We start from the raw sequence: 26,918 nt of genomic DNA, 5'->3' as shown, positions 1-26,918 counted from the left end.
ACACTCGCCCGATGATCCCGACCCCCGAGCGCCCCGGCCGAGGCGATTGCCGTCGCCGTCGCTGCCTGGTCGGGCTACTGGCGGTCGGGGCGCTGGCCCTCGGCGCGTGCAGCGCCGCCGACGACCAGGCGGAGCGGTCGGCCGAGGCGGCCCCGGCCGCCACCACCTCCTCGTCCATCGGTGAGGGAGCGGCGGTGCCCTCTGCGGGGTGCCAGGCGGATGCGGAACGGGTCGCCGCCGGCCTGTCCCGGGAGCGTCTGGCCTTCGGCGGGGTCGACCGGGAGTACCGCCGGTTCGTGCCCGACGGCTACGAGCCGACCACGCCGGCACCGCTCGTGCTCGACATCCACGGCCTCACGATGTCCGACGACATGGAAGCGGCCGTGACGGGCATGGAGCCCCTCGCCGACGACGAGGGCTTCCTCGTGGTGACGCCCCAGGGCCTCGGCGACATCCCCTTCTGGAACTTCATCTCCGCGGGGGTCGCCACCGATGACGTCTCGTTCCTCCGCGAGCTCGTGATCCAAGTGGGAGAGGATCTCTGCGTCGACACGTCGAGGGTGTACGCCACCGGCATCTCGAACGGCGGCCTGATGTCGTCGGCGCTGGCCTGTCGTCTTCCCGACGTGTTCGCCGCTGTCGCCCCGGTGGCCGGCGTCACCTTCCTCGATGGCTGCGAGGAAGGCCCGCCCGTGTCGTACCAGGCCGTCTACGGCACCGCCGACAACGTCCTGCCCTACGACGGTGGGCTCGGCGGACCCATCCGGGGCTTCCTCTCCTCGAACCCCCTGGACGCGTCCGAGGCGGACCCCGAGGAGCAGGAGAGCCAGATCTCGAGCATCGCGTTCCCCCCGGTCGACGACGCCCTCGCCCAATGGGCCGAGCGCAACGGCTGCGCCGTTGAGCCCGACGAGGAGCGTGTCTCCGACGAGGTGGTGCGGCGTGCGTGGCCGGACTGCGAGGGCGGCGCAGAGGTCGTCCTGTTCGTGGTGGAGGGCGGAGGGCACAGCTGGCCGGGGACCCCGCTGTTCGACGGAGATGCCGCGACGCAGGCGGACACCTCGGCCGGCGGGCTGGCGTCGGTGGCCGGGACCACCACGATGGACATCAGCGCCACCGAGCTGGCGTGGGAGTTCTTCCAGCGCCACCAGCTCGACCCCTGAGTCGGCTCGGCCTCAGGGCAGGTCGAGTCGCCGGAGCAGGCTGGGGGGCACCCCGGAGTCGCCGGCGGCGAGCATCGCGGCCCGTTCGACGTTGACCTCGTCCCACTCCCGTCCCGCCCAGCGGTCCCACGGCCCGCTCGGGATGGCGCCGGGGTCGCCGTCGGCCTCGGCGCACGACCACAGGTAGGCCTGGAGGGCGAGCACGTCGTCCGCGCCCCCGACGGGCCCGTGGCCGGGCACGATGACGTCGCCGAGCTCGACCACCTGGGCGAGGCTGTCGGCCCACGCCACCGGGTCCCCCTGGAACGCCACCGGCGTGACCCCGAAGCTGGCCAGCGCCCCGGCGAACACCACGCCGGCCCCGGGCACGACGGCGACGAGGTTCTCGTCCATCTGCCCGGCGAGCGGGACCGCCATCACCGCGCCGCTCACGTAGGTCGCCTCGGCCACGACGTGGCTGACCGGGCGGGTGCGGAGCTCGTCGTCGAATTCGGACGCCACCGAAGGGAACAGCCGGCGATAGGCGTCGACGTTGGGTGGCTGGTCGAGGTGGGCGCTCGTCTGGGCGGTGCCGTAGATGGCGGCCCGCCAGAAGCGCGAGGTGCCGCCGGCGAAGGGGATGTGGCTGCTGGTGAGCACCACGCGACGCACCGGGCGTCCCAAGCCGTCGACGGCGTCGCCGAACGGCTCCCACTGGGACGGGACGCACAGGGTGTCGATCACCGTGACGCCGTCTTCGTCCACGACCACGCCGGCGTTGGGGTGCCCCGGGGCGGGGCTCGGGTCGAGCCAGGCGAGCACGCCGGGGGCAAGGGTGGTCAGCCCGGTCACGCGGCCACCTTACGGGTGGTCGGCCGGCGCTCGGCGCTCCGGCCCGGCGCCCGCGTTCAGAGCTCGATGAGCAGGTGGCGGCTGAGGTCGCCGTAGAGCTCGGGCACCATGCGGCGCTCGGCGAAGCGCCACGTGCCGTCCACCCGCACGAACGTGTCGTGGTAGCGCCCGCTGATGATGGCCTGCAGCGGGAAGTCGGCGAGCCCCTGGAACACGGTGAAGTACGAGTGGCACTCGGCGCGGTCGCCAGAGGGTTCGACGTCGACGACAGCATTGGTGGTGACGTGCTTGGTGTGGGGCGTGCCGTCGTCGTCGTAGCGGCGGGTGGTGGCCACGTAGAGCGCCTCGACCGCGGCGGCGCCCGTCGCAATTGCCGTGCCGTCCTCGGTGGCGATGGTGCCGTCGGCGAACAGCTCGCCCACACCGGCGAAGTCGCCGGCATCGATGCGCCGGGCGTAGGTGAACAGCAGACGCTCGATGGCCAGGTGATCGGCGGTGCGGTCCTCGGCGTGGTCGGTCACGAGCAGACCGTAGATCGGCGGGGCCGCCGCGGCAGACTGACGGCTCCCATGGGCATCCTCCTCGCGCTCCTCGCCGCCACCAGCTACGGCGCCGGCGACTTCTTCGGCGGTCTGGCGGCCCGCCACGCACCCGTGATCCGGGTGACCCTGCTCGCACAGGCCATCGGCGCCCTGCTCCTGGTGGTGCTCATCCCCCTCGTGGGCGGGACGGCCCAGGCGGGAGCGATCGGGCTCGGGGCCGCGGCCGGCGTGGCCGGGGCCCTCGCACTGCTCGTCTTCTACAAGGCGATGGGGTCCGGGGCCATGAGCGTGGTCGCTCCGGTCTCGGCGCTGTCCGCGGCCTCCATCCCGGTGGTGGTCGGCCTGGCGACCGGGGAGGAGCCGGCCCCGCTCGCACTCGTCGGCGTGGTGGTGGCCCTGGCCGCCATCGGCCTCGTCAGCCAGCACGGGCCGCCGGCACCGGACGACACCGAGCTCGACCTGCAGGCGCCCGGCGTCTCGCCCCGCACCACGGTGCTGTTGGGCCTGCTCTCGGGTGCGCTCTTCGGGTGCCTCTTCCTGCTCCTCGACCAGGTGTCGGGGGAAGCAGGGCTCTGGCCCCTCGCCGGTGCCCGGGCCGCCTCGGTGCCGTTCCTCCTGGTGCTCGCACTGGTCACCCGCACCGAGTTGCGGCCCGGGCCGGGCTCGATGCGGCTCATCGCCGCGTGCGGCGTGTTCGACATGGGCGCGAACGCCCTGCTCGTCCTGGCCTTCGACAGCGGCCTGCTCGTGCTCGTGTCGGTGATCGGGTCGCTCTACCCGGCGAGCACCCTCGTGCTCGCCCGGGTCGTGCTGGGGGAGCGGGTCACCCGCGTACAGGCGGTGGGCCTGGCCATCGCCGCCTTCGCGGTCGTGCTCATCGCCGTCGCCTGAGCACGCCTTGCCGACGGGCCGTCCGCTGGCCGTCGGGCCGTGCTGATCGACGTCCGGCTACTCGGTCTGGTGGGGCGGTGTCAGGCGTCGACCACGCCGAGGTCGCCGGTGTGGGCGTACCCGGGGAAGATCTGGTCCAACTGCGGGTTGCCGAGCCGCTTCGTGCAGACCTCGGCCATCACCGCCCGGTAGTCGTTGGCCACGGTGAGGTCGTCCTCGGGGCCGTCGGCGAGGGGGCCGGCGGGGTAGTCGCCGTGGATGCCCTGGTTGGCGTGGCCGCTCATCACGAGGAGGGCCGTGCCCCGGCCGTGGTCGGTGCCGCCGCTGCCGTTGCAGGCGATGGTGCGGCCGAACTCGGTCATGGTGACCACCGTGACCTCATCCATCAGGGGGCCGAGATCCTGGTGGAAGGCGTAGAGCGAGTCGGACAGCGCCTTGACCAGCAGCCGCTGCGTGCCCTGGGCGCTGTTCACGGGCCCCATGTCGTCGTGGAGGTCCCAGCCGGGAAGGTCGAGGCACACGGCCCGGAGGCCGATGCCGGCTCGGATGAGCTGTGCGACCTCGCGCAGGGCCTGGGCCAGCTCCCGGGCGGGACGGGTGGTGGGGTACAGGCCGGCGTTGTCGTCGTACTGCCCGGGGTCGGCCGCCGCGACTCGGTCGACGGCGGCGAGGGTGTCGTGGCCCTGCTGGGTCAGCACCCTGCCGGTCGCGTCGGGGTAGAGCCCCGCGAGCGCCGTCTGGCAGAGGTCGGCGTCGGCGAAGCCCTCGACGTGGAAGTCGGCGATCGAGCGCATGCCCATGGCACCGGGCTCGCCCCGGAGGCTCATGGGCACCCCGCCGGTGTCGTAGCCGATGCCCGGGATGCCGTCCGAGGACCCCGAGCTCACGAGGTGGCGCCCGATCCAGCCGGTCTCGATGCCGGTGTTCGCGCTCGCCCGCTCCCAGTAGGTCTCGGCGTCGAAGTGGCTCCGGGTGTCGCTCTCGGCCTCGGGGAGACCGACCGCGTGGACGATGGCGAGGTGGCCGGCGTCCCAGATCGACTTCAGGCCCGTTGCCGCTGGGTGCAGGCCGAAGTGGTGGCCGGCGTGCACCACGCCGAGATCGATGGCGGTGTTGGCGACGTCCCCGGGGTTGGGCGGGGGCACGGCGACGTCGTTGGAGGTGCCTGCCCCCCGCAGGGCCTGATAGCCGGTCGTGTCGCTGAAGGGCGGCACGAGCGACAGCCCGTCGGCGCCGCCGCGCAGGAAGATGGCGACCAGCACGTCGCCGCTCGCCGGGTTCTCCGGGGAGGCGAAGGCGAGCCGGGGAGACACCGAGGGCAGGACGAGGCCGGCGGCGCCCGCGGCGCCGGCACCGGCCAGGAACCGGCGGCGGCTGAGGCCGCGGGGTGGGGGGCTCGGGGTGGAGGTCATCGGTGCTGGAAGGCCGGGGTCGCGAGCAGCAGGGCGACGAGGTCGCCGGTCTTCCACTCGAGGAACCAGTCGTGGGTCACCTGGTTGGCGTTGCCGCCGAGGTAGGTGAGCAGGGCGGACCGCTCGTTGGGGCTCAGGGGGCTGACGGGGACGTGGTGCAGGTCGTAGAGCATCGAGACCGCCGACGATCGGGTGATCTCCTTCTCCGGGCGGAACGTGTTCCCGGGATAGGCGCCGATGAGCCCCTGGGCTGCGGCCCAGTCCACTCCGGGGCGGTACCACGCCTTGTTGGCGACGTCGGTGTAGGTGTTGCGGGGGGACCCACCCGGCTCGCCCTCGGCGCTCCAGAGCATCATCACCACCTGGGCGCGGCTCGCCGCCCGCTTCGGTCGGAAGGTGCCGTCGGGGTAGGCCTCGACGATCCCCTGCGCCTTGGCCCAACGCAACGCCGGCCCGTACGGAGCGGTCGGGGGCACGTCGGTGAAGCCGTGGGGTGGGGCCCCGGTCGGGCTGCCCTCCGCCCGCCAGATCATCTCCACGATCTGCGAGCGCTTCACCGAGTTCTTCGGGTGGAAGCTGCCGTCGGTGTAGGCGGTGACGATGCCGGCGTCACGGGCCCAGTCGAGGGCGGGCCCGTACCAGGCGGTCGCCGCCACGTCGGTGAAGCCGTGCGCATGCGGTGCGCCGACCTCGCCGAGGATGCGCACCGCCATGGCGTCGAGCAGCGTTCCCGCGGTCGGCGGCGGCGGGCTCGGGACGAGGGCGAGGGGGTCGGCGGTCAGGTCGGGCTCGTACCAGTTGTTGGCGATCGAGCCGCAGATGTCCCAGCGGCGCAGCAGCCCGTCGGCGCTGAGCCAGTCCGCCCCGTCGTCGCTGAAGCCGTCGGGGTTGCGGTGCCCGAACAACGGCTGTCCGAGGCGGAACAACGCGCCCCACCCTTCACCGTGGAGGCCCTCGGAGACGTCGCCGAGGGGGTCGGGATCGACCTGCGCGTCGATCACACGGCAGGTGGCGGCCAGGATCTCGAACCCGCGCCGGAGCTTGAGCCCCGCGGCGGCCGCGAACTCGTCGGAGTGGAAGAGGTGGCGCAGCACGGGCGCGATCCGGGTGTCGTTGGCCAGGTAGACGCCGGCGAGCGCGTCGACGAGCGCGGGCGGCGGGTCGTCGCTCACGAAGCGCTTCACCAGCTTCCACGAGAGGTAGCGCGCGGTGCTCTCGTGGTGGGCGAGGAAGTCGAGCAGGGACTCGCCGTACTGCTGGCCGTTGGCGGCGCTGTGGGCCGGGCACGACCACTGGCCCCCCAGCAGCGAGATGGCACCGGTGTGGTGCCAGGTCGAGCGGAAGCGGAAGATGTCGAGGTCGTCGGTGATGTTCACCGACCAGCCCGACAGCACCTTCGCCACCCCCACCACGTCGGCCTCGGTGTACACGTGCTCGCCGTCGATGATCCCGAGCGTGTGCAGCTCGAGGACCTCGCGCCCGTAGTTCTCGTTCACGCCGTCGGCCGAGTTGGCGTTGCTCCGGGCGTTGTTGAGGTAGACGAGCATGGCCGGGCTGTGGGCGCTGGCCGAGAGGAGGTCGGCGAAGCGGCCGAGCGCGTGTGCCCTCGCCACGGACCGGTTGTCGACCACCTGGAGGTGCTCGTACGCGGTGTCGTAAAGGAACACGTTGAAGTGGTTGGTCCAGAAGTCGACCATCACCTCGTAGAGCTGTTTCCGGCTGTGCAGGGCACGCAGGAAGGTGGAGTGCGCAAGCTCCCGACGCAGGAGGCGTCGGCCGTCCTCCTCGGTGTCGGCGATCACGTGGTTGGCCTGGTTGGTGTTCTGGAGGGTGCGGTAGCCGGCGAGCACCGCGGTGATCGCCCCATCGTCGATGGTCGACGGGGCGAGCTGCTCGTCGAGCCAGGCCGTCCAGCCCCTGCCCCGTACCTCGGCCTCGAGCGCCGGCGTCCACCCGAACGTGGCCCGGCTGATGAGGTGCTGCTCGAAGGATCGGCCGGGCGTGGTGCTCTCGATCACCGGGGCCAGCTCGAGTGGTGCCGGGGCGGCGACGGCGGTCGCCCTGCGGGACCGGCGTGCCCCCGCCGCCCCGGCGTTCGGGGCGCCGGCGAGCTCGAGCGCCCCCACGGCGGTCAGCGCCGCCCCGCCGGCGAGCACCGCGCGCCGGCTCACCGTCGTGGTCGTCCGGCCCGCCATCCACGGAGTATCGACCAACCCCCAAGGTGGTTTAGGCCTTTCGGCCTACGCGCTCGCACTGAACGAGGATCCGAGTCGCCTTTGGGGACGCGCCGGACGCCGCGTAGCCTCGGATCGTGGCTGAGTACTCCGCACCCGTACGCGACATCGAGTTCGCCCTCGAGCACGTCGCCGACCTGTCCGCCCTCTCCGGCTTCGAGGCCTTCGCCCACGCCGACGTCAACATGGTCCGGGGGGTGGTCGACGAGGCGGCTCGCTTCATGAACGACGTCGTCGGGCCCCTCAACCGCGTCGGCGACGTCGAGGGGAGCACCTGGCACGACGGCGAGGTGCAGACGCCGACCGGGTTCAAGGAGGCCTACGCCCGCTACGTCGAGGCGGGTTGGGGTGGCGTGCCGTTCGACCCGGCCTACGGCGGGGGCGGCTTCCCGTGGCTCGTCGCCACGGCCCTCCAGGAGATGCTGGCCTCGGCCTCGATGGCGTTCTCGATGGGCCCGCTGCTCACGCAGGGCGCCATCGACATGCTCGCCCACCACGCCGACGAGACCCAGCGCGAGATCTTCCTGCCCAAGATGGTGCTGGGGGAGTGGACCGGCACCATGAACCTGACCGAGCCCGAGGCCGGCTCGGACGTCGGCGCCCTGCGCACGAAGGCCGTTCCCGCCGGCGACGGCACCTGGCGCATCACCGGCACGAAGATCTTCATCACCTTCGGCGAGCACGACATGGCCGAGAACATCATCCACCTCGTCCTCGCCCGCACGCCGGACGCCCCTCCGGGCACCAAGGGCATCTCGTGCTTCATCGTGCCGAAGTTCCTGGTGAACGAGGACGGCTCCCTCGGTGAGCGCAACGACGTCGTGTGCGCCTCCATCGAGCACAAGATGGGCATCAAGGCCAGCCCCACCTGCGTCCTGAGCTACGGCGACAAGGGTGAGGGCGCCGTCGGCTACCTCATCGGCGAAGAGAACCAGGGCATGCGGTACATGTTCACGATGATGAACAACGCCCGCCTCTCGGTGGGCCTCGAGGGCCTCGCCCTCGCCGAGCGGGCGTACCAGGACGCCCGGGCCTACGCCCAGGAGCGGCGCCAGGGCCGGGCCATCGGCGCCCCCGCCGGCGAGAGCTCGCTCATCATCGAGCACGCGGACGTGCGCCGGATGCTGCTCACCCAGAAGGCGAACATCGAGGCCATGCGCGGGCTGCTCTACCTCACTGCGGAAGCCATGGACCGGGCTGCACACGATCCCGACGAGGCGGGCCGCGAGGCCAGCCGCGAGCTCGCCGACCTCCTCATCCCCATCGCCAAGGGCTGGTCCACCGACCTCGGCGTCGAGATGACCTCCCTGGCCATCCAGGTGTACGGCGGCATGGGCTACATCGAGGAGACCGGGGTCGCCCAGCACTTCCGCGACGCCCGTATCCCGCCCATCTACGAGGGCACGAACGGCATCCAGGGCATGGACCTCGTGGGTCGCAAGCTGCCCATGCGCGCCGGTGGGGTCATGGCCGACTTCATCTCGGGGGTCCGGGCCCTCGACGGCGATCTCGCCGCGGGCGGCGACGAGCTGGCGTCGATCCGCCACCACCTGCACGAGGCCACCGACGCCCTCGAGAACGCCACGATGTGGATCCTCACCCACGGCGCCGGGGACCCCAACCAGGCCCTCGCCGGTGCCACCCCCTACCTGCGGCTGTTCGGCGTGGTCGCGGGTGGCTGGGTGATGGCCCGCCAGGCCCTTTCCGCGAACGCCCTGCTCGAGGCCGGTGACGGCGATGGCGAGTTCCTGCGGGCCAAGGTGACCACCGCCCGGTTCTACGCGGAGCAGATCCTGCCCGAGGCCCTCGGCCTCGTGGCGCCGGTGACGGCGGGCGCCGCCGACCTCTTCGCCATCGAGCCGAAGTACCTCTAGGCGCCCTCGTGCCCCACCCCGTCGCCCTGCTCGCCGCCATCCCGAGCCCCTCGTCGAACGAGATCGTCCTCGGTCCGCTGCACCTGCGGGCGTACGGGCTGATGATCGCCCTCGGGGTAATCGCCGCGGTCGAGCTCGCCCGCCGGCGCTGGCGGGCGCGGGGCCACGACCCTGACGAGATCTCGGGCATGGCCCTCTGGGCCGTACCTGCCGGGCTCATCGGCGCCCGGCTCTACCACGTCATGACGGACTGGCAGCGCTTCGAGGGTCGCTGGATCGACGCGGTGAAGGTGTGGGAGGGCGGTCTTGGCATCCCCGGAGGCATCGCGCTCGGCGCGCTCGCCGGTGTGCTCTACGCCCGCCACAAGAAGATGCCCCTCGGCGACCTCGCGGACACGGTGGCGCCGGCGCTGCCCCTCGCCCAGGCCATCGGCCGCCTCGGCAACTGGTTCAACCAGGAGCTCTTCGGTGGTCCCACCTCCTTGCCGTGGGGCCTCGAGATCGACGTGGCCCACCGGCCCGACCGCTACCTCGCCACCGAGACCTTCCACCCCACGTTCCTCTACGAGGGCCTCTGGAACCTGGCCCTCATGACCCTGCTGATCCTCATCGACCGCAAGCGGGTGCTGCGGCCCGGCTCGCTGTTCTGGGTCTACGTCGGCGGCTACTTCACCGGGCGCCTGTGGGTCGAGGCCATGCGCATCGACCCGGCCAGCCTCATCTGGGGCGTCCGGGTGAACATCTGGATGTCGCTCGTCGCCATCGTGTTCTCGGTGACCGTGGTCGCCATCCGCGGCCGGCGCCGCCCCGAGGACGACGCGGTGGCCGAGGAGCAGGACGCCTCGGCGGCGGACGAAGCGGACGAGACCGCCAGCGAGGTCGACGAGCCCACCGTCTGACGCCCGCCGTCTGAGGCGCCGGGACGGGGCTGTCGGGCCCGCGTGATGGGTCCGCGGGAGTGGTGCGGGGCTACGCCGTGACGGACGCGCCCTGTGCCAGCAGGTCGAGGTAGCTCTGGCCACCCAGGGTGCGGCGCAGGCGGTTGTACGGGTGGTGCTCGGACAGCTGCTCGGCGGACACCGGCGGCGGGAACAGCAGCAGCTCGCGGACGTCGTAGGCGATGCTGAACAGCCGCATGCGGTCGAACTGGCGGGGCATCGAGAAGAGCTCGGGGTAGTAGTCGGCGAGCACGAAGGGCACGTCGACGTAGTCCGCGGCGCGGGCCTGGCTGCGGTAGTGCTCGGCCACGTGCAGGAACGGGAAGGCGCAGTAGCGCAGGAACACGTCGAGCTCGAGGTCGGCCGGGCAGGGCCGGGCCCACTTGAAGTCGAGCAGCGCCGTGATGCGCCGGCCGTCCCACAGCACGTTGTCGAAGTGCAGGTCGCCGTGGATCATGGTCGGCGCGGTGAACGGCTCCAGCGAGGGCGCGGTGCTGAGCACCAGGTTGCGGGTCTCGATCATCACGCCCGGGTCCACGTGGGCGAGGTGCTGGGCCTCGTCGAGGGCGCCCATCAGGGGCCCGAGCGGCGAGCCGCCGGCGACCGAGCTGAGCAGGGGCGGGCTGTCGATCACCGGGAGCTCGACCGGGCACTGGAAGGCGTGGAGCGAGCGGAGCATCGCCGCGAGCTGCTTGACGGCCTCCTGGCGGTCGGCGACCGACATCTGCGGCCAGCACTGGCTCAGGACCCGGCCGGGCACCCGCTGCACGATGAGGTGGTCGGCGCCGATCTCACCGCCGTAGTGGACGATGGGCGGGTAGCCGAGCTCACGAGGGAGGAAGGGGGCCAACAGGGCCTCCCGCTCCAGGCGGTGGTCCTGGCGGCGGTTCATGCGCACGATGTGGTCGCCGGCGACCCACACCTCGTTGGTCACGCTGCGCAGCGGGACCAGGGGCACGTCCGAGCTGAGCCCGGCGTCGGCGAGAGCGGCACGCGCCCGGGCCTCGGCGAGGGCGCTCATGGGAGGACCGGCGGCGTCGTGTGCATCTTCGTCCTGTCGGCCCCTACCCAGGTGGACTTGAGGTGCCCCGCCCAGCCTCCTGGCCACGGTCGACGGCGGCCACGACGGCGTCGGCGAGCGGGGGCCACGACGCCATCGCCCAGGGCCCGAACTCCCGTCCCGAGAGGCCGACGCAGGCGAGGTCACGGGTGGGGTCCACCCACAGGAACGTCCCCGCGCCGCCGAAGTGCCCGAAGGTCGCCTCGGCGGTCGCCCGTCCCGACCAGTGCGGGTGCTTGCTCCCCTTGATCTCGACGCCGAGGCCCCAGTCGTTCGGCTCGAACGAGCCGACCCCCGGGAGCACGCCGGCGAGGCCGGGGAAGGCCACCGAGGTGGCGAGGGCATGGGTCGCGGGCGCCACCAGCGTGGGGCGCAGCAGCTCGACGGCCAGCCGTGCCAGGTCGCCGGCGGTCGATCGGAGGTCCTTCGCCGGTGAGCCCTCCAGGGCACTGGCCTCCATGCCCAGTGGCGCGAGGACGGCCTCGTGGAGGTAGTCGGCGAAGGTGAAGCCGGTCCGCTCGGCCACGACCTCGCCCAGGAGGTCGAAGCCGACGTTCGAGTAGATGCGACGGGTGCCCGGCGCCGCAAGGGTCGTGGGGTGGTCGAAAGCCAGGCCGGACGTGTGGGCGAGCAGGTGGCGGACGGTCGAGCCCTCGGGGCCGGCCGGGTCGTCGAGGGTGACGGTCTCCTCCTCCACGGCCACCCACACCGCCATGGCCGCCGCCACCTTGGTGACCGACGCGACCCGTTGAGGTCGCTCGACCTCGCCACGTGCGGCCAGGACGCCGGCCGGACCGCACACGACCGCCGCGGCGTGGGGTACCTCCCACCCGTCGATCTGGACGAGGGCGTCGTCGAGCTCAGGCACCGTCCCAGACCATGGTGTGGGGCGCGTCGCCCGCGTCGGCCAGGAGCTCGACGGGGTCGTGCTTGTCGATGTGGCCGATGAGGCCGTTGTAGACCGAGTAGCCCACGAGGCGCTGGAGGCGCCGCGGGAAGGTGGCCACGAGGTCGGGCGGGAGCCCCAGCTGCTGGTTCTCCTGCTGGCGGATGTAGCCGGCGCAGTAGTTCATGGCGATCCCCACCCGACGCTGGTCGGTGGTGTTGGCGCCGCCGCCGTGCCAAAGGCTGCCGTGCCACACCAGCACGTCGCCCTTGGTCATCTCGGCGGGGATCGTGTCGTACGCCTCGCCGTAGGCGGGGGAGTGGTCGGCGAGGTGGGAGCCGGGCACGACGCGGGTCGCCCCGTTGGCGTCGGTGAAGTCGGTGAGCGCCCACATCGTGTTGCAGACCGTCGGCGGGTGTGGCTTGGGCAGCGGGATGAGCTGGTCGTCGGCGTGGAGTGGCTGGGCGGTCTCTCCGGGGTCGATGCCGATCGACGACAGCGACGACACGAGGCAGCCGGCGTCGAGGACGGCCTCGACGACGGGCAGCACCTCGGAGTGCACCGGGATGGCCTCGTATCGGGGGCCGTGGGCCAGGAGGTTGTAGATGCGCACCGTGTGGCGCCCCTCGAAGCTGTTGTCGGCGGGCTCGACCCCGAGCTCGGCCTCGAGGCGCCGGAGGTCCTCGGCCACGTCGTCGGCCTCGTCGGGCGTCAGCACGCCGCTGATGACCGTGTAGCCACGCTCGGCGATGGCGTCGCGGTGGCCGGCCAGGGTGGCCTCGTCCATGGGGCGACTCTACGCCCGCCCTCCCGGCCCCACCCGCGGCCCGGCCTCTACGCTCGGCGGGATGGCGCGCTCGGGGGACGACTTCGTGGAGGCGGTCGAGGCCACCGTGCGCGCCCTCGGCCCCGGGGAGATCGCCACCTACGGCGAGATCGCCGAGGAGGCGGGCCATCCCGGCGCCGCCCGCGGCGTCGGACGGGTGCTCGCCACCTCCGACGGCCTGCCCTGGTGGCGGGTGGTGGCCGCCGACGGCCGCCTCGTGCCCGGCCACGAGGAGGAGCACGCCCGACGCCTCGCCGACGAGGGCGTCGAACTGCACCGGGGCAAGGTCAGGCGAACGGGCTGAACACCGGTGATACTGGTCGGCCATGAGCGATCTCACCGACCTCCCCATCAACCAGCTCGACGGCACCCCCTCGAGCCTCGGCGCGCAGGCCGAGGGCAAGGTCGCCCTCGTCGTCAACGTGGCCAGCAAGTGCGGGCTCACGCCGCAGTACGAGGGCCTCGAGCGGCTCCACGAGAGCTATGCCGAGCGCGGCTTCACCGTCCTCGGGGTGCCCTGCAACCAGTTCCTCGAGCAGGAGCCCGGCTCCGCGGAGGAGATCGCCACGTTCTGCTCCACCACCTACGGCGTCACCTTCCCGCTGTTCGAGAAGATCGAGGTGAACGGCGACGGCCGCCACCCCATCTACGCCGAGCTCACCCAGGTGGCCGACGCCGACGGCGTGGATGGCGACATCCGCTGGAACTTCGAGAAGTTCCTGCTCTCGCCCGACGGCGAGGTGGTCGCCCGCTTCGCCCCGCAGGTCGAGCCCGAGGCCGACGAGATCGTCGCCGCCATCGAGGCCAACCTGCCCTGACGCACCGTGACCCGGAGGGGGCCTGCCCCGCCTGTGGGCGGGCAGGCCTCCACGGGGCGGACGCGACGCCCGGACGGGGGATGACCCCCGATGGTGCACCGGCCCGGTAGTCTGGCGGGGCGAGCTGGACGGCCCTCCTCCTGTTGGGTGCGTGGCTCGCGGGTCGACCTCGACACCTCCGTTCTGCACTGTGACCGACGGACAGGGGAAGGCCCCCCTCGACGTCACAGACAACAGAACCGGAGCCACCATGGCCACCTTCGCCTCCCTGGGCGTCTCGGCTGATCTCGTGGATGCCCTCGCGGCACGCGGCATCTCCGAGGCCTTCCCCATCCAGGCCCTCACCATCCCCGACGCCCTCGCCGGCCGCGACGTCTGCGGCAAGGCCAAGACGGGCTCGGGCAAGACCCTCGCCTTCGGCCTGCCGGTCCTCGACCGCCAGAAGAAGGCCGAGAGCCGCCGCCCGACGGCCATCGCCCTCGTCCCCACCCGCGAGCTGGCCATCCAGGTCCGGGACGAGCTCGGGTCGCTGGCCGAGGGCCGCGGCCTCAAGGTCGTGGCCGTCTACGGCGGCGCCGACATGGACCGCCAGATCAAGGCCTTCAAGGACGGCGCCGATTTCGTGGTCGCCACCCCGGGCCGCATGATCGACCTCCTCGAGCGCCAGGAGGTCTCGGTGGCCGACGTCGACCACGTCATCGTCGACGAGGCCGACCGCATGGCCGACATGGGGTTCCTGCCCCAGGTCGAGTGGATCCTGCGCAACGTCGAGGGCACCCACCAGACCCTGCTCTTCTCCGCCACCCTCGACGGCGTGGTCGACACCCTCATCAAGCGCTACCAGCACGACCCCGTCTTCCACGAGGTCGAGTCCGCCGGCGTCACCGTCGAGGAGATGGAGCACCGCTTCTTCGCCGTGCACCAGATGGACAAGCCCAAGGTGGCGGCCTCGATCTCCCGGGGCGGCACCCGCACCCTGATCTTCGTGCGCACCAAGCGGGGCTGCGATCGCCTCGCGGAGCAGCTCGAGAAGGAAGGCGTGAAGGCGGCGGCCATCCACGGGGACCTGCCCCAGAAGGCCCGTGAGCGGGCCCTCGCCGACTTCGCCGCAGGCAAGCTTCCGGTGCTGGTGGCCACCGACGTGGCTGCTCGGGGCATCCACGTCGACGACATCGACATCGTGGTCCACTACGACCCGCCGGAGGACCACAAGTCCTACCTGCACCGCTCGGGGCGCACCGCTCGCGCCGGCGAGTCCGGCGTCGTGGCCACCCTCGTCCTGTGGGACCAGGAGCTGCCGGTGAAGCGCCTCCAGACCCGCATCGGGGTGACGCAGCCGATCGTCGAGGTGTTCTCGAACGACAAGCGACTCGCCGATCTCCACGCGTGGAACCCGGCGGAGGACCTCGCCTCGGCCTGACCGGGCCGAACGCCGCCGGGCCGCTCCTCACGCGGGGCCGGCCGTAACCGACGGGAAGGGGGAGGAGGCTCCCCCCGAACCATGCGGCACCATCCGAGCAGGCGGAACGTTCGGCGCGCGGCCACGACGGCCGCACTCGTCGTCGCGCTCCTCGTCTGCGGGGCGACGGCGGCGCTCGCGACCTTCGGGGACACGAGGAGCGTGGGCGGCAACGCCTTCTCCACCCGCACGCTCCAGCCGCCCACCGGGCTGACCCTCACGCCGGTGTGCGGTGGCGTGACCTCGGTGGACGCCGACTGGACGGCATCGTCGTCGTCGTTCGCCAGCGGCTACCGCCTCCAGCGCTACGTGAACGGCGTGCTCGACGGTGAGGCGGCGGTCGGCGGGGCCACCACGTCGTCCGCGACCGACGGGCCCCTCCAGCCGAACGGCGACTACGAGTACCGGCTCTTCGCCGAGTACGAGAACTGGACGTCGAGCGTCGCCGTCGGACAGGTCACCACCCACTGCGAGCGCCACGGCACGGTCCTCTGGCGGGAGGACGGCGTGAGCACCCCGTGGGTGTCGGCCTGGGACGGCACCGCCTGGTCGCCGGCGGTCGGCACCGCCGCGGTCGGCCAGTGGCGGATGGCGCAGGCCGCCCGGGCGGAGACCCGCGACGAGCTGCTGGCGGTGTCCATCGACACGGCCGACGACGTCCACCTCCTCCAGCGGATCGACGGCACCTGGGCCGACGCCTTCGGGGCGCCGCTCGCCACCGCCACCTCCTCGGCCTGGTCGGGCGTCGACGTCGCCTACGAGTCCGGGAGCGACGACGCCGTGGTGGTCTGGAACAACGGGACCGCGGGCTCGACGAGCCTCTCCTACCGCGTGTGGGACGGCGCCACATGGTCGTCGCCGGCCACGATCACCACCCCGGTCGCCGGCACCTTCGAGCAACTCCACCTCGCCGCGTCCCCCCGGACCGATCAGATGGTGCTGGTCGCCAGCAACGAGTCCAGCCAGGACGTGGCGGTGGTCTGGGACGGATCCGCGTGGGGCAACGCGCTCACCCTCGATGCCGGCAGCGGCAACGCCCGCGGCGACGTCGCCGTGGCCTACGAGTCGAGCTCGGGTCGGGCGATGGTCGTGTACGCCGAAGGCAACGGCAACGTGGGCGACGACGTCCGCTACCGGTTCTGGAACGGGTCCTCGTGGACGGCCCAGGGGAGCCTCGGCGAACCGGGCGGCCTGACCGGAGCCGACGACACCCCCCGCTGGGTGGTGGTGACGAGCGACCCCGGCACCAACCGCATCGCCATGGGCGTGGTCACCGAGGGCACCGACACGTGGCTGGCGGTCTGGTCGGGAACCGCCTGGGCCAACCTCACCGTGGCCAGCACCATCTCCGCCGTGACCGACACGCCGAACGTGGCCGTGGCCTTCGAGAGCCAGAGCGGCCAGGCCCTCGCCACCTACGGCGAGACGGGCTTCACCGCCGGTCGCTACCGGACCTGGACCTCTGGCACCGGATGGAGCAGCGAGCTGGCGGGCGTCGCCACGAGCGCGTTGCCCACCACCATGACGCTCGCCACGGAGCCCATCACCGACCAGATCGGCTACGCCGTGCTCGACGACGCCCGGGGCGTGTACGCCGCCATCTGGGACGGCTCGGCGTGGACGGCGCAGGTGCAGCTCGAGACCGACGCCGGCGAGGCCAGGGGCCAGCCGTTCACCTGGGTCTGGGACTGAGAACGCAGAACGCTCAGGCGGGGGCGCCGGCGGGACGCCACATCGCCCAGAGGGCCGAGGCGCCGAGGATGGCCACGATGACCGTGGCGGCCGCGAGCATGCCCGCCCGGGACGACACCGCGGCCACGACGTAGCCGAGGACCGGGACCACGAGGGCGGGCGTGGGGACCTCGGGCGGCAGGGCGACGAGGTCGGCGTCGGCGGTGCGGTTGGCGTCGCCCTTGGTGCGCACCAGGATCTGCCCGTGCTCGTCGAAGCGCTCGACCACGCGATGGAGGCGGGGGGCGCCGGCGCCGGCGGGATCGACCACGGCCACATCGCCGACGGCGACGTCGTCGGCGGGCTCGTCGTTCACGAGGACGAGGCTGCCGGTGGGGATGGCCCCCTCCATCGAGCCGCTCCGCACCACCAGCGGCTCGTAGCCGAGGAGGCGGGCGCCGAGCAGGCTCCCGAAGACGCCGATCACCAGCACGAGGCCGGTCACCAGCAGCGCTCCGGGGAGGCGGCGCACGGTCAGGGGTTGTTCGCGGTCTGTTCCGCCACGAACTGGAAGGTCGCCGTCGTGGCGAGGCCCTGGTAGGCGTTCGACGAGCTCGTCGGCAGCGCCACGTGGAAGCAGAGCGTCTCGGACGCGCCGGGGGCGAGCGTCCGGTCGCCCGGGTCGCCGCCCGCGGCCGACGAGCCGACGAGCGCCGCGGTGCTCGTCGTGCCGAGCGCGCCCGGCCCGTAGAGCACGGTGCCCGACGCGTTGAACCCCGTGGTCCCCGTGCACGACGTCACCCCCACCTTCACCCCGAGATCGAGCTGGGCGGCGAGGGTGTTCTCCGTGGTGGTGCTGCGCACCGAGTAGCGCAAGGGGGTCGAGCCGCCGTTGGTGACGGTGAGGGGCCCGGTGACGGTGTCGCCCGGGACCATGTTCTGGTAGCTGACGGCCGCGGTCGTCGGCGCCGTGGCCAGATCGAGGGTGCCGGTGGCGAAGTCGTTGGCGCCGACGTCCTCGCTGTCGGTGAACAGGGCGTTCACGCCGCCGGTCGACGAGGCGAGGAGGCCCATGACGAGCGCGGTGGCCGAGAGGGAGCCGACCAGCCCCGCCTGGCGTCTGCGCCGGCGGCGCCCTCGGGCGGCGTGCACCTCGGCGAGGGGGTCGAACGAGGGCCCCACGCCCGCGGCCTCCCAGAGGCTCACGGGTTGCCGGTCGTCTGCTCGGACCGGAACGAGAACGTCGCGGTGGTGGTCAGGCCCGCCGCGGTGTTGTCGGTGGCGAGGGGGAGGGCGACGTCGAGGCACAGGGTCTCGGCCGCGCCCGGGGCCAAGGCACGATCACCGGCGTCCGCGCCCTGGGCCGCGTCGCCGAGCACGGCCGCGGTGGTGGTGCTGCCGAGGGCGACCGGGCCGGCCACGACGGTGCCGGTCGAGGCGAAGCCACCCGGCGTGCAGCTGGTGACCCCGGTCTTGACGGTGAGCTCGAGCGCCGCGGCGAGCGTGTTCTCGGTCGTGGTGCTCTCGACCGCGTAGCGCAGGTCGAGCAGTCCGGAGTTGGTGACGTCGAGGGGCTCGGTCACCCGGTCGCCCGGCGCCATGTTGGCGAGGGTGACGGCTGCGGTGGCGGGGGAGACGGTCAGGTCGACGGTCCCGGAGGAGAAGGAGTTGCCGTCGTTGGTGGTCAGGTCGGTGAAGACCGCCAGCACCGTCGACGCCAGGAAGCCGGTGATGAGGACGAGGATCGCCGCGGTGAGCGCGAGCTTCCGCTTCGATCCGAGCACGCGCGCCGCCTCACCCATGCCTCACCGATCGGACGCGGGGTCGCCGAGTTGAGAGAGGGTGCTCAGCCTCGGTCGAACGCGAACCAGTAGCTGAGTGCGGTGAGCGACAGGCCGTCGGTGACCTCGCCGGCGGTGATGCGCTCCCGCACCTCGTCGGGCGTGTGCCAGCGCAGCTCGGACGCCTCGGTGAGGTCGGTCGGGTCGCCCACGTGGGTGGCGCCGTCGGCCACGAAGATGTGGAACCACTGGTCGCTGCTGCCCCCGCTGGGGCGGAAGCGCACGAGGGGGCGAAGGGGCCCGGGCCGCCAGCCCGTCTCCTCGAGCGCCTCCCTGGCCGCGGCCTCGCCCGGCGTCTCACCGAGCTCGATGCGCCCTGCCGGGATCTCCCACCCCCACACGTCGGTGATGAACCTGTGCCGCCACAGCAGCAGCACCCCGCGCTCGGGGTCGGTCACCACGGTGCCCGCGGCCTGCTGCGGGTAGCGCAGGACGTGGTGCTCGAGGCGCTGGCCGTCGGGCAGCTCGACGTCGACGAGGTGCAGCGAGATCCAGGGGCTCTCGTAGATCGCCCGCTCGCCATGGATCGTCCACTGCATCGGGCAATCGTACGATCCTGGGCGTGCCCGCCCGCCCGGACCCCTGGCTGGCGACGCTGCGCGAGGCGGCGGCGGGCGAGGACACGCGTGCGGTGCTCGGTGCTCTCGCCCGGCACCTCGCCGCCGACCGCGGTCCCGACGTGGTCGCGGCCGTGGCCGACGCCTGGCCGGCCACCACCGAGTTGCCGGCCGCGGCCCTCCCTTCGGGAGGTGACGGGGTGCCGGATGCGCTCGGTTGGGCCTACGAGGCGCTGGCCGACGAGGACCAGCGCCGGCAGGGCCTGCACTACACCCCCCGTCCCTTGGCCGAGCGGCTGGTGGCGATCGGGCTCGAGGGGCTCGCTCTCCCATTCGACGGCGGCGACGACCCGTTCGTCGTCTGCGACCCCGCCTGCGGTGGCGGTGCCTTCCTCCTCGCCGCTGCCCGGCGTCTCGCCTCGTCCGGGGTGGGGTGCCGGGCCGTGGTCGAGCGGCACCTGGTGGGCATCGACATCGACCCCGTCGCCGCCGCGGTCGCGTCCACCGCCCTCTTGCTGTGGGCGGGCAGTCCGACCGTGGTGCCGAGGGTGGCCGTCGCCGACGCCCTCGCCGCCGACCCCTGGCCGCACCGGCCCGAACCGGGGTTCGACCTGGTCGTCGGCAACCCTCCCTTCCAGAGCCAGCTCTCCACCCGCACGGCCCGTACCACGGTCGGTGCTGCGCGGGTACGCCACCGCTTCGGTGCTGACGTCACGGGGTACGTCGACACCGCCGCCCTGTTCCTGCTCGCCGCCACCGACGAGGTGCGCCCCGGTGGCCGGGTCCTGCTCATCCAACCGCAGTCGGTGCTCGCCGGCCGTGATGCCGGGCCGGTGCGCCGAGCGGTCGACGAGCGGACGCCACTCGAGGGTCTCTGGCTGTGCGACGAGCGGGTCTTCGCCGCCCACACCCGCGTCTGCGCACCGGTGCTCCGGCGGCCCACCGAAGGAGCGGTGCGCTCGGCCGGCGTACGCCGGTGGCGGGGCCCGTCGGTCCGTCGGGCCAAGGCGGGCCTGGTCCCCGCTCCCGGTCGGTGGGCTCCCTTGGCCGCCGGCCTCCGGGACACGCCCACCGTCCACCTCGGCGGAGGGCCGCTGCCGGAGCTGGCCGGCGCCACCGCCGGGTTCCGCGACCAGTTCTACGGGCTGGTCGACCACGTGCACGAGGCCACGGCCGCCGACCACGAGCGTCCACTGGTGACGAGTGGGCTCATCGATCCCGCCGAGTGCGCCTGGGGGCAGCGGGACCTCCGCTTCGCGAAGCGGCGGTGGCGGGCGCCGGTCGTGGACCTGGCGTCGCTCGGTGCCGCCGACCCCGCGCTCGCGGCGTGGGTCGCCGATCGGCTGGTCCCGAAGGTGGTCGTGGCCACCCAGACCCGGGTGGTCGAGGCCGTGGCGGACGTGGAGGGGCGGTGGGTGCCCTCCACGCCGGTCCTCGCGGTCCCTGCCGAGCCGGACCGGCTCTGGCACGTCCTGGCCGCGCTCCTGGCCCCGCCGGTCTCGGCCTGGGCGCTGCACCTCAGCGCCGGCGCCGCCCTCGCCCCTGACGCCTTGAAGCTGTCGGCCGCCCAGGTCCGCAGCCTGCCCGCGCCGGTGGACGACGGGGCGTGGGACGAGGGCGCCGCCGCGGCCCGGGCCGCGCAGGGGGCGTCCACCGCGGACGACCGTCTCGCGGCCCTCGAGGCGATGGGCCGGGCCATGGTGGCCGCCCACGGGATCACGGGGGCGTCCGGGGTGTCGCTGCTCGACTGGTGGCGTCGCCGGCTCCCCGCCCGGGGCCCCATCGCCCGATCCGACATCGGGGGAGGGGGTCAGTAGCCTTTCGGCGACATGAACGGTGACGATCTCCGCGCCCGTCTCGCGACGGGCGAGCCCGTGCTGATGCCCGGGGTGTGGGACGCCCTCTCGGCGCGCCTCAGCGCCGATGCCGGGTTCGACACCGTGTTCCTGTCGGGGTACTGCGTGTCCGGGACGCTGCTCGGGGTCCCCGACATCGGCTACCTGACGCAGACCGAGATGGCAGAGGTCGCCCGGCGGGTGTGCACCGCCGCGCCCGACACGATGGTGGTGGTCGACGCCGACACCGGCTACGGCAACGCGAGCAGCACCATCCGCACGGTCGAGCTGTGGGAGGCCGCCGGCGCGACCGGCATCTTCATCGAGGACCAGGTGTGGCCGAAGCGGTGCGGCCACATGGCGGGCAAGGAGGTGGTGGCGGCCGAGGACTGGTTGGCGAAGCTGCGCGCCGCGGTCGACCACCGGGAGCACCTGCACGTCACCGCTCGCACCGACGCCCGCGCGGCCGTCGGGCTCGACGAGGCGGTCGACCGGGCCCGGCGTGCGCTCGACGTCGGGGTGGATGCCGTGTTCGTGGAGGCCCCCGAGTCCGTCGACGAGCTCGAGGCCATCGCCGAGGCGCTTCCCGACTGCGTGCGGGTGGCCAACATGGTCGAGGCCGGCAAGACGCCGCTGCTCACCCCGCCCGAGCTCCACGAGTTGGGCTTCGACCTGATCGTCTCGCCGCTCACGAGCCTCTTCACCGTCGCCCGGGCGGTGACCGACAGCCTCGCGATCCTCGCCGGCGAAGGTTCGCTGCGTGACCACCTCGACCGTGTGGTCTCCTTCGACGAGTTCAACGACCTCGTCGGGCTCGACGCGCACCAGCAGCGAGAGGCGCGGTACCGGGACGGATGAGCGACGACCCCGACCGGGCCACGCCGGGGACGCCCACCATCGTCCAACTCCGCCACAACGCCCTCGTCCTCCTCGGCCTGACCGGGCTCGCGGTGGCCCAGCCGCTGCTGGACCTCTTCGGCAAGAACCCGGAATTCTTCGTGGCCAAGGACGCCGACGGCCGCGACGTCATCGTGTTCGGGCTGGCGGTCACGTTCCTGCTGCCCGCGGTGCTGCTCGGCATCGAGGCACTCGCGTTCGTCATCCGGCCGCGGGTGGGCCGAGCCGTGCACTCGGTGATCGTGGGCCTGCTCGGCGCCGCCCTCGGCCTCACCGTCATCCGCCAGCTCGACCTCGACGCAACGGTCGTCGTCCTCGGCCTCGGCGCCGCCGTGGGCGTGGCCCTGGCGGTCGGGGAGCGCCGCTCACACGGCCTGCGCCTGGGTCTGCGCTTCCTCGCTGTGGCGCCGGTGCTCTTCCTCGGGGTGTTCCTCGCCTTCTCCTCGACCTCCCGTCTGATCTGGGAGTCCGAGGCACAGGTCGCGACCAACGTCGAGGTGGGGCGGGACGCTCCCGTCGTCGAGATCGTGTTCGACGAGCTGCCCCTGGCGTCGATCCTGTCGGAGGACGGCACGATCAACGCCCAGCGCTTCCCGGGGTTCGCCCGTCTGGCGGCCTCCTCGTCCTGGTTCCGCGACGCGAGCTCCTTCTCTTGGCAGACCGAGCACAGCGTTCCGAGCATCCTCACGGGTCAGGAGCCGACGGCCAACGAGATCGCCACCTCCATCGACCACCCCCGGAACCTGTTCACCCTGCTGGGCGCGACCTACGAGCTCCACGTCGACGAGGAGATCACGAGCCTGTGCCCGTCGGCGGTGTGCGAGACGGCGACGGCGGCGGCGGCCACGCCGTCGTCCGGTCTCCGCCACTCGCTGCTCGACGCCGCGGTGGTCTACGGCCACAGCACCCTGCCGTCCTCGATCCGGGACCACCTGCCCTCGATTGCTCACTCGTGGGGAGACTTCGTGGCGCCCGCGGCCGGGGAGGAGGCGCCCGAGCGCGTGGACGCGGCCGCCGTCCAGGTCCCCGCCAGCGGGGGCAACCGGAACGCCGACGAGTTCGCCAACTTCGCCCGGTGGGCGGAGCAGGGGGTGGCCGGCCAGTCACCACCGGCGCAAGGTGCCATCGTCGAGGAGCTCATCGACAGCGCGGCGACGCCGGGCGACGCCCGCCTGTCGTTCGCCCACGTCGTGCTCCCGCACTACCCCTGGCAGATGGCGCCCAGCGGCCACCGCTACACGTCCCGCTCGGATCTCGCCTCGTACACCGAGCGCGGGGTGTGGGCCGAGGACGAGTGGTCGGTGCGCCAGGCACAGCAGCAGCACCTCCTCCAGGTCGGCTACGCGGACTCCCTGGTGGGGCGGCTGATCGACCGCATGGAGGCCGCCGGCACCTGGGACGACGCCCTCGTCGTGGTCGTCGCCGACCATGGGGTGAGCTTCCGGCCCGGCTCACCACAGCGCCAGCCGACCGACGAGAACGTCGACGAGATCTACCGCGTCCCGTTGTTCATCAAGGCGCCGGGCCAGCGCGTGGGGGAGGTGCGCGACGACAACGCCCGCCTGATCGACGTCCTCCCCACCACCGTGGACGCACTCGACCTCGAGTCCGACTGGGAGTTCGACGGCCGCTCGCTCTTCGGGGACTCGGACGAGCCGGAAGACAAGGAGGTGTTCGGTGACGAGGGTCGTTCGACCATCCCGACCGGCCTCCAGGGCCTCCTCGCGGTGGTCGAGCGCAACGACGACCGCTTCGGCCGGGATCCTGGATGGCGCGGGGTGCTGGCCGTCGGGAACCGCGGAGGCGTCGTGGGCACCGAGGTGGCGGACCTCGCCGTCACCGACACGACGGATCTCCAGTGGTCCATCGATCAGGAGGACGCGCTCGCCGACGTCGACCCGGCGTCCGGCTTCGTGCCCCTCCTCGTCTCGGGGCGCCTCGAGGGGCCCTCGGGGGCCGAGTTGCCGGATGCGGTGCTGCTCGCGGTGAACGGCACGGTGGCCGGCGTGGGAGGCGGCTACCGGGTCGCCGGCGACACCACGACCTTCGACGCCCTCCTGGCCGAGTCGGCGCTCCGGGCAGGGGCCAACGACGTGAGCCTCCTCGTGCCCTCCGGCCGCGGACGCGACACGACCTACGCCGTCGCCGAGCACCTCGATCAGCCGTCGTACGCGCTGCGACGCGACCGTCTGGTGCCCGCCGAGGGCCGGGGCGAGCCCATCGACCTTGCGGCCCCCGACGACGCTTTGGCCCTCGAGGTCGAGTCGGCGTTCGCCGACGGCCAGACCCTCGCACTCAAGGGATGGGCCGCCGACCGTGACGGCTCGGCGCTCGCCGACCAGGTGCTGGTGTTCGCCGACGGTCGTCAGATCGGCGTCGCGAGCCGCCGGGAGCGCCCCGACCTGGCCTCGGAGGTCGGCGCCGACCTGCTCCAGATCGGGTTCGAGAAGGTCGTCGCGGCCGAGCGGGTCCCCCCGGGAGCGGACATCGACGTGGTGGCCGTGTTCGGCGACCGGGCCGTCGCCGTCGCGGTCGAGCCCGACCGCTGACCCACGCGGCCGGCGCCGGCGCGGCGCCCCGGACGCATGCCCTCCGCGTCGACGCCAACGCGGTTGACGCCGCCGCTCGCGGCGTGCTTCGCTCGTGGGGACATCAGGAGTGGCCCGAGCGTTCGGGTCCGGCAACCTGGGGGGACACCCAAGGTGCCAGCCCGCCGACCCGGCGGGGGATGTGGCCTCGTGGGGGCAACCAAATGTCCAGCACCTCCGACAACCGACCACCATCGCCCGGCCGCCGCCTCGGCGTGCCCCGAGGGCCGCTGCCGGTGACGGGCGCCTGGCGGCCCGGCGACCCACCCGGCAACCGCCAGTTCCTCGTCGAGGCCGACGATCACCCCTTCGCCCTCGAGGGTGGCGGTGCGTTGAGCAACATCACGGTGGCCTACGAGACGTGGGGCGACCTCGACGCCGCCGCGTCCAACGCGGTGCTCGTGTGCCACGCGCTCACTGGTGACTCGCACGCCGCAGGCGGGTCCGGCCCCGGCCATCCGACCGACGGCTGGTGGAACCCGCTGATCGGCCCCGGTCGCGCGCTCGACACCGACCGCTACTTCGTGGTGTGCGCCAACGTGCTCGGGGGCTGTCAGGGAACCACCGGCCCCTCCTCGATCGACCCCGCGACCGGCACGCCCTACGGCTCGCGCTTCCCCGTGGTGACCATCCGCGACATCGTGCGCACCCAGGCGCGCCTGGCCGATCACCTCGGGATCGACCGCTGGCTCTCCGTGGTCGGGGGCTCGATGGGCGGCATGCAGGTGCTCGAGTGGGGCGCGATGTTCCCCGATCGGGTCCGGTCGCTCGTCCCCATCGCCACCACCGCGGCCGCCGGTGCCTGGCAGATCGCGTTCAGCGCGGCCGGGCGTCGCGCCGTCGCCCTCGATCCCCGTTGGCGGGGCGGCGACTACTACGACGCCGCTCCGGGCGACGGCCCCCACGAAGGGCTCTCCGTGGCCAGGGCGCTGGCGCAGACGACCTATCGGAGCGACCCGGTCTTCGAGGCGCGCTTCGGTCGTGAGCGCCCGCGCTCGTCCGACACCTTCGAGCTGTGGGACGACTTCGAGGTCGAGCGCTACCTGCGCTACCACGGCGAGAAGCTGATCCGCCGCTTCGACGCCAACAGCTACCTCATCCTCAACAAGGCCATGGACCTGCACGACCTCGGCCGCGGCCGCGGTGGCCTCGGGCCCGCGCTGGCCCGCATCGAGGTCCCCGTGCTGACCATGAGCATCAGCTCGGACACCCTGTACCCGCCGCACCAACAGGTCGAGCTCCGGGACGGCCTGCGGGCCGCGGGCAAGCAGTGCGACCATGTGCTCATCGAGAGCCCGCAGGGCCACGACGGCTTCCTGCTCGAGACCGACGAGATCGGCGCCGCCGTCGCCGACCTCCTCACCTCCGTGGAGAAGCGAGATGCCTGACGAGTCCCCGACCCCCGAGGAGTGGCTGCCCCAGACCCGCGCCATCCGGGCAGGGCGCCGCGAGGGCGACACCGCACTGGCGCCCACCCTCTGGCCGACGACCACCTTCGTCACGCCGACCGTCGACGAGGGACGGGAGATGGCCACGCAGATCGGGGCCGAGCGCTTCTACAGCCGCTACGGCAACCCCACGGTGCGCGCCTTCGAGGAGGCGATGGCCACGATGGAAGGGGCCGAATCGGCCCGTGCCTTCGCGTCCGGGATGGGCGCGGTGTCCGCGGTCGTGCTGGGCCTGTGCTCGGCCGGCGACCACATCGTCGCCCAGCGTCAGCTCTACGCCGGCACCCAGCTGCTACTGCAGATGGCCTGCCCGCGCTTCGGTATCGACGTGACTTTCGTGGACGGCACCGAGCCGGGCGCGTTCGCCGCTGCGGTCGTGCCTGGCAAGACCGTCCTGGTGGTGGCCGAGACACCGGCCAACCCGAAGCTCGACCTGGTCGATCTCGACGAGCTCGGCGCCATCCGCGGGCCCATGACCGTGGTCGACTCCACCTTCGCCACCCCGCTCGGTCAGCGGCCGCTCGATCACGGGGTGGACCTCGTCCTGCACTCGGCGACGAAGGCCATCGCCGGCCACAACGACGCCAGCCTCGGCGTGGTGGCCGGTTCCGAGGAGCTCCTCGCCTGGATCTGGGGGTTCGCGGTGCTCCAGGGCGCCAACGCCTCGCCTTTCGACGCCATGAACGGTCTCCGCGGCCTACGCACCCTCAGCGTCCGCCTCCGCCAGCAGGCCGAAACGGCCCAACGCGTCGCCGAGGCGCTCGAGGAGCACCCGGCGGTCGGCCTCGTGCGCTACCCGGGCCTCGACTCCCACCCCCAGCACGCCTTGGCCAAGCGGCAGATGGACTCGTACGGGGGCCTGCTGGCCTTCGACCTCGTGGGCGGCCTCGAGGCGGGTCGAGCCTTCGTGGAGCACGTTCGCCTCTGTCAGCTCGCCACGTCGCTGGGCGGACCGGAGACCCTCGTGACGCACCCGGCCTCGACCACCCACGTGAACCTCACGCCCGAGGAGCGGGCCGAGACCGGCATCGAGCTGGGCTCGGTGCGGATGTCCTGCGGGCTCGAGCACCCGGACGACGTCGTGGCCGACGTCCTCCAGGCGCTCGCCGCCATCGACACGTGAGCAGGGCCCGCTCGGACAGGCCGA

The 26,918-nt window shown here is 72.9% G+C and carries 24 protein-coding genes and 1 riboswitch; of the genes, 13 read left to right on the top strand and 11 right to left on the bottom strand.

The window, feature by feature from the left end; genetic code table 11:
* Window positions 1–11: 11 nt before the first annotated feature.
* Complete coding sequence (locus JNK12_04330) at window positions 12–1,163, top strand: prolyl oligopeptidase family serine peptidase (protein ID MBL8775128.1); 1,152 nt, start codon at window positions 12–14, stop codon at window positions 1,161–1,163.
* A 12-nt stretch (window positions 1,164–1,175) separates the two neighbouring features.
* On the opposite strand, the gene JNK12_04325 is transcribed toward JNK12_04330, so the two are convergent.
* Together JNK12_04325 and JNK12_04320 are read right to left on the bottom strand one after the other, a co-directional pair.
* Window positions 1,176–1,994 (bottom strand): MBL fold metallo-hydrolase, encoded by an 819-nt coding sequence (locus tag JNK12_04325; protein MBL8775127.1) that lies wholly within the window; start codon window positions 1,992–1,994, stop codon window positions 1,176–1,178.
* 56 nt (window positions 1,995–2,050) lie between these two features.
* Window positions 2,051–2,515: a nuclear transport factor 2 family protein gene (locus JNK12_04320; protein MBL8775126.1), complete on the bottom strand. Its 465-nt coding sequence runs from the start codon at window positions 2,513–2,515 to the stop codon at window positions 2,051–2,053.
* Window positions 2,516–2,563: 48 nt separating this feature from the next.
* Here JNK12_04320 and JNK12_04315 point away from each other — a divergent pair, with 48 nt between their 5' ends.
* The gene (locus JNK12_04315; protein ID MBL8775125.1) at window positions 2,564–3,427 is read left to right on the top strand and encodes a DMT family transporter; all 864 of its coding nucleotides are present in this window, start codon (window positions 2,564–2,566) and stop codon (window positions 3,425–3,427) included.
* A gap of 80 nt (window positions 3,428–3,507) precedes the next feature.
* Here JNK12_04315 and JNK12_04310 read toward each other — a convergent pair whose 3' ends face one another.
* Together JNK12_04310 and JNK12_04305 are read right to left on the bottom strand one after the other, a co-directional pair.
* The gene (locus JNK12_04310; GenBank protein ID MBL8775124.1) at window positions 3,508–4,839 is read right to left on the bottom strand and encodes a DUF1501 domain-containing protein; all 1,332 of its coding nucleotides are present in this window, start codon (window positions 4,837–4,839) and stop codon (window positions 3,508–3,510) included.
* Complete coding sequence (locus JNK12_04305; protein ID MBL8775123.1) at window positions 4,836–7,034, bottom strand: DUF1800 family protein; 2,199 nt, start codon at window positions 7,032–7,034, stop codon at window positions 4,836–4,838. Before JNK12_04305 ends, JNK12_04310 begins: the two co-directional genes overlap by 4 nt.
* A 116-nt stretch (window positions 7,035–7,150) precedes the next feature.
* Here JNK12_04305 and JNK12_04300 point away from each other — a divergent pair, with 116 nt between their 5' ends.
* Together JNK12_04300 and JNK12_04295 are read left to right on the top strand one after the other, a co-directional pair.
* Window positions 7,151–8,947, top strand: coding sequence for an acyl-CoA dehydrogenase (locus JNK12_04300; protein ID MBL8775122.1), 1,797 nt, complete (start codon window positions 7,151–7,153; stop codon window positions 8,945–8,947).
* An 8-nt stretch (window positions 8,948–8,955) separates the two neighbouring features.
* Window positions 8,956–9,846 carry a prolipoprotein diacylglyceryl transferase gene (locus tag JNK12_04295; protein ID MBL8775121.1) on the top strand — a complete coding sequence of 297 codons (891 nt, stop codon included), beginning with the start codon at window positions 8,956–8,958 and terminating at the stop codon, window positions 9,844–9,846.
* Window positions 9,847–9,916: 70 nt separating this feature from the next.
* Here JNK12_04295 and JNK12_04290 read toward each other — a convergent pair whose 3' ends face one another.
* Genes JNK12_04290 through JNK12_04280 form a run of 3 tightly spaced genes read right to left on the bottom strand, consistent with a single transcriptional unit; the run spans window position 9,917 to window position 12,618 of the window.
* Window positions 9,917–10,906: a phosphotransferase gene (locus tag JNK12_04290; protein MBL8775120.1), complete on the bottom strand. Its 990-nt coding sequence runs from the start codon at window positions 10,904–10,906 to the stop codon at window positions 9,917–9,919.
* A gap of 43 nt (window positions 10,907–10,949) precedes the next feature.
* A complete protein-coding gene (locus JNK12_04285; protein MBL8775119.1) occupies window positions 10,950–11,813 on the bottom strand; it encodes a beta-lactamase family protein in 864 nt (287 codons plus the stop codon).
* Complete coding sequence (locus JNK12_04280; GenBank protein MBL8775118.1) at window positions 11,806–12,618, bottom strand: phytanoyl-CoA dioxygenase family protein; 813 nt, start codon at window positions 12,616–12,618, stop codon at window positions 11,806–11,808. The genes JNK12_04285 and JNK12_04280 overlap by 8 nt, the downstream gene beginning before the upstream one ends.
* A gap of 61 nt (window positions 12,619–12,679) precedes the next feature.
* Here JNK12_04280 and JNK12_04275 point away from each other — a divergent pair, with 61 nt between their 5' ends.
* The 4 genes from JNK12_04275 to JNK12_04260 all read left to right on the top strand — a co-directional run bounded on the left by JNK12_04275 (window position 12,680) and on the right by JNK12_04260 (window position 16,626).
* Entirely contained in the window at window positions 12,680–12,961 is a 282-nt protein-coding gene (locus JNK12_04275) for an MGMT family protein (GenBank protein ID MBL8775117.1), read from the top strand.
* 22 nt (window positions 12,962–12,983) lie between these two features.
* A complete protein-coding gene (locus JNK12_04270) occupies window positions 12,984–13,475 on the top strand; it encodes a glutathione peroxidase (GenBank protein ID MBL8775116.1) in 492 nt (163 codons plus the stop codon).
* A gap of 250 nt (window positions 13,476–13,725) precedes the next feature.
* Window positions 13,726–14,895, top strand: coding sequence for a DEAD/DEAH box helicase (locus JNK12_04265; GenBank protein ID MBL8775115.1), 1,170 nt, complete (start codon window positions 13,726–13,728; stop codon window positions 14,893–14,895).
* 201 nt (window positions 14,896–15,096) lie between these two features.
* A complete protein-coding gene (locus JNK12_04260) occupies window positions 15,097–16,626 on the top strand; it encodes a hypothetical protein (GenBank protein ID MBL8775114.1) in 1,530 nt (509 codons plus the stop codon).
* A gap of 13 nt (window positions 16,627–16,639) precedes the next feature.
* On the opposite strand, the gene JNK12_04255 is transcribed toward JNK12_04260, so the two are convergent.
* The 4 genes from JNK12_04255 to JNK12_04240 all read right to left on the bottom strand — a co-directional run bounded on the left by JNK12_04255 (window position 16,640) and on the right by JNK12_04240 (window position 18,985).
* A complete protein-coding gene (locus tag JNK12_04255) occupies window positions 16,640–17,137 on the bottom strand; it encodes a signal peptidase I (GenBank protein MBL8775113.1) in 498 nt (165 codons plus the stop codon).
* A 2-nt stretch (window positions 17,138–17,139) separates the two neighbouring features.
* A complete protein-coding gene (locus JNK12_04250; GenBank protein MBL8775112.1) occupies window positions 17,140–17,811 on the bottom strand; it encodes a hypothetical protein in 672 nt (223 codons plus the stop codon).
* Entirely contained in the window at window positions 17,808–18,389 is a 582-nt protein-coding gene (locus tag JNK12_04245) for a hypothetical protein (protein ID MBL8775111.1), read from the bottom strand. The genes JNK12_04250 and JNK12_04245 overlap by 4 nt, the downstream gene beginning before the upstream one ends.
* A gap of 62 nt (window positions 18,390–18,451) precedes the next feature.
* Window positions 18,452–18,985 carry an NUDIX domain-containing protein gene (locus JNK12_04240; GenBank protein ID MBL8775110.1) on the bottom strand — a complete coding sequence of 178 codons (534 nt, stop codon included), beginning with the start codon at window positions 18,983–18,985 and terminating at the stop codon, window positions 18,452–18,454.
* 23 nt (window positions 18,986–19,008) lie between these two features.
* On the opposite strand from JNK12_04240, the gene JNK12_04235 reads away from it, so the two are divergent.
* The 5 genes from JNK12_04235 (at window position 19,009) to JNK12_04215 (ending at window position 26,894) form a co-directional block, all read left to right on the top strand.
* A complete protein-coding gene (locus JNK12_04235) occupies window positions 19,009–20,820 on the top strand; it encodes an N-6 DNA methylase (GenBank protein ID MBL8775109.1) in 1,812 nt (603 codons plus the stop codon).
* 12 nt (window positions 20,821–20,832) lie between these two features.
* Window positions 20,833–21,696: an isocitrate lyase/PEP mutase family protein gene (locus JNK12_04230; GenBank protein MBL8775108.1), complete on the top strand. Its 864-nt coding sequence runs from the start codon at window positions 20,833–20,835 to the stop codon at window positions 21,694–21,696.
* Window positions 21,693–24,284, top strand: coding sequence for a sulfatase-like hydrolase/transferase (locus JNK12_04225; protein MBL8775107.1), 2,592 nt, complete (start codon window positions 21,693–21,695; stop codon window positions 24,282–24,284). Before JNK12_04230 ends, JNK12_04225 begins: the two co-directional genes overlap by 4 nt.
* Before the next feature lie 95 nt (window positions 24,285–24,379).
* Window positions 24,380–24,497: riboswitch (SAM riboswitch) on the top strand.
* Window positions 24,488–25,711 (top strand): homoserine O-acetyltransferase, encoded by a 1,224-nt coding sequence (locus tag JNK12_04220; GenBank protein ID MBL8775106.1) that lies wholly within the window; start codon window positions 24,488–24,490, stop codon window positions 25,709–25,711. (Overlaps the previous riboswitch by 10 nt.)
* Complete coding sequence (locus tag JNK12_04215) at window positions 25,704–26,894, top strand: aminotransferase class I/II-fold pyridoxal phosphate-dependent enzyme (protein MBL8775105.1); 1,191 nt, start codon at window positions 25,704–25,706, stop codon at window positions 26,892–26,894. Before JNK12_04220 ends, JNK12_04215 begins: the two co-directional genes overlap by 8 nt.
* Window positions 26,895–26,918 lie beyond the last annotated feature (24 nt).

The sequence above is a fragment of the Acidimicrobiales bacterium genome (genome assembly GCA_016794585.1).
Classification (GTDB): Bacteria; Actinomycetota; Acidimicrobiia; order Acidimicrobiales; family DATDAH01; genus JAEUJM01.
Note: the sequence above shows the minus strand (reverse complement) of the source record. Positions and strands in the feature narration are given on the sequence as shown.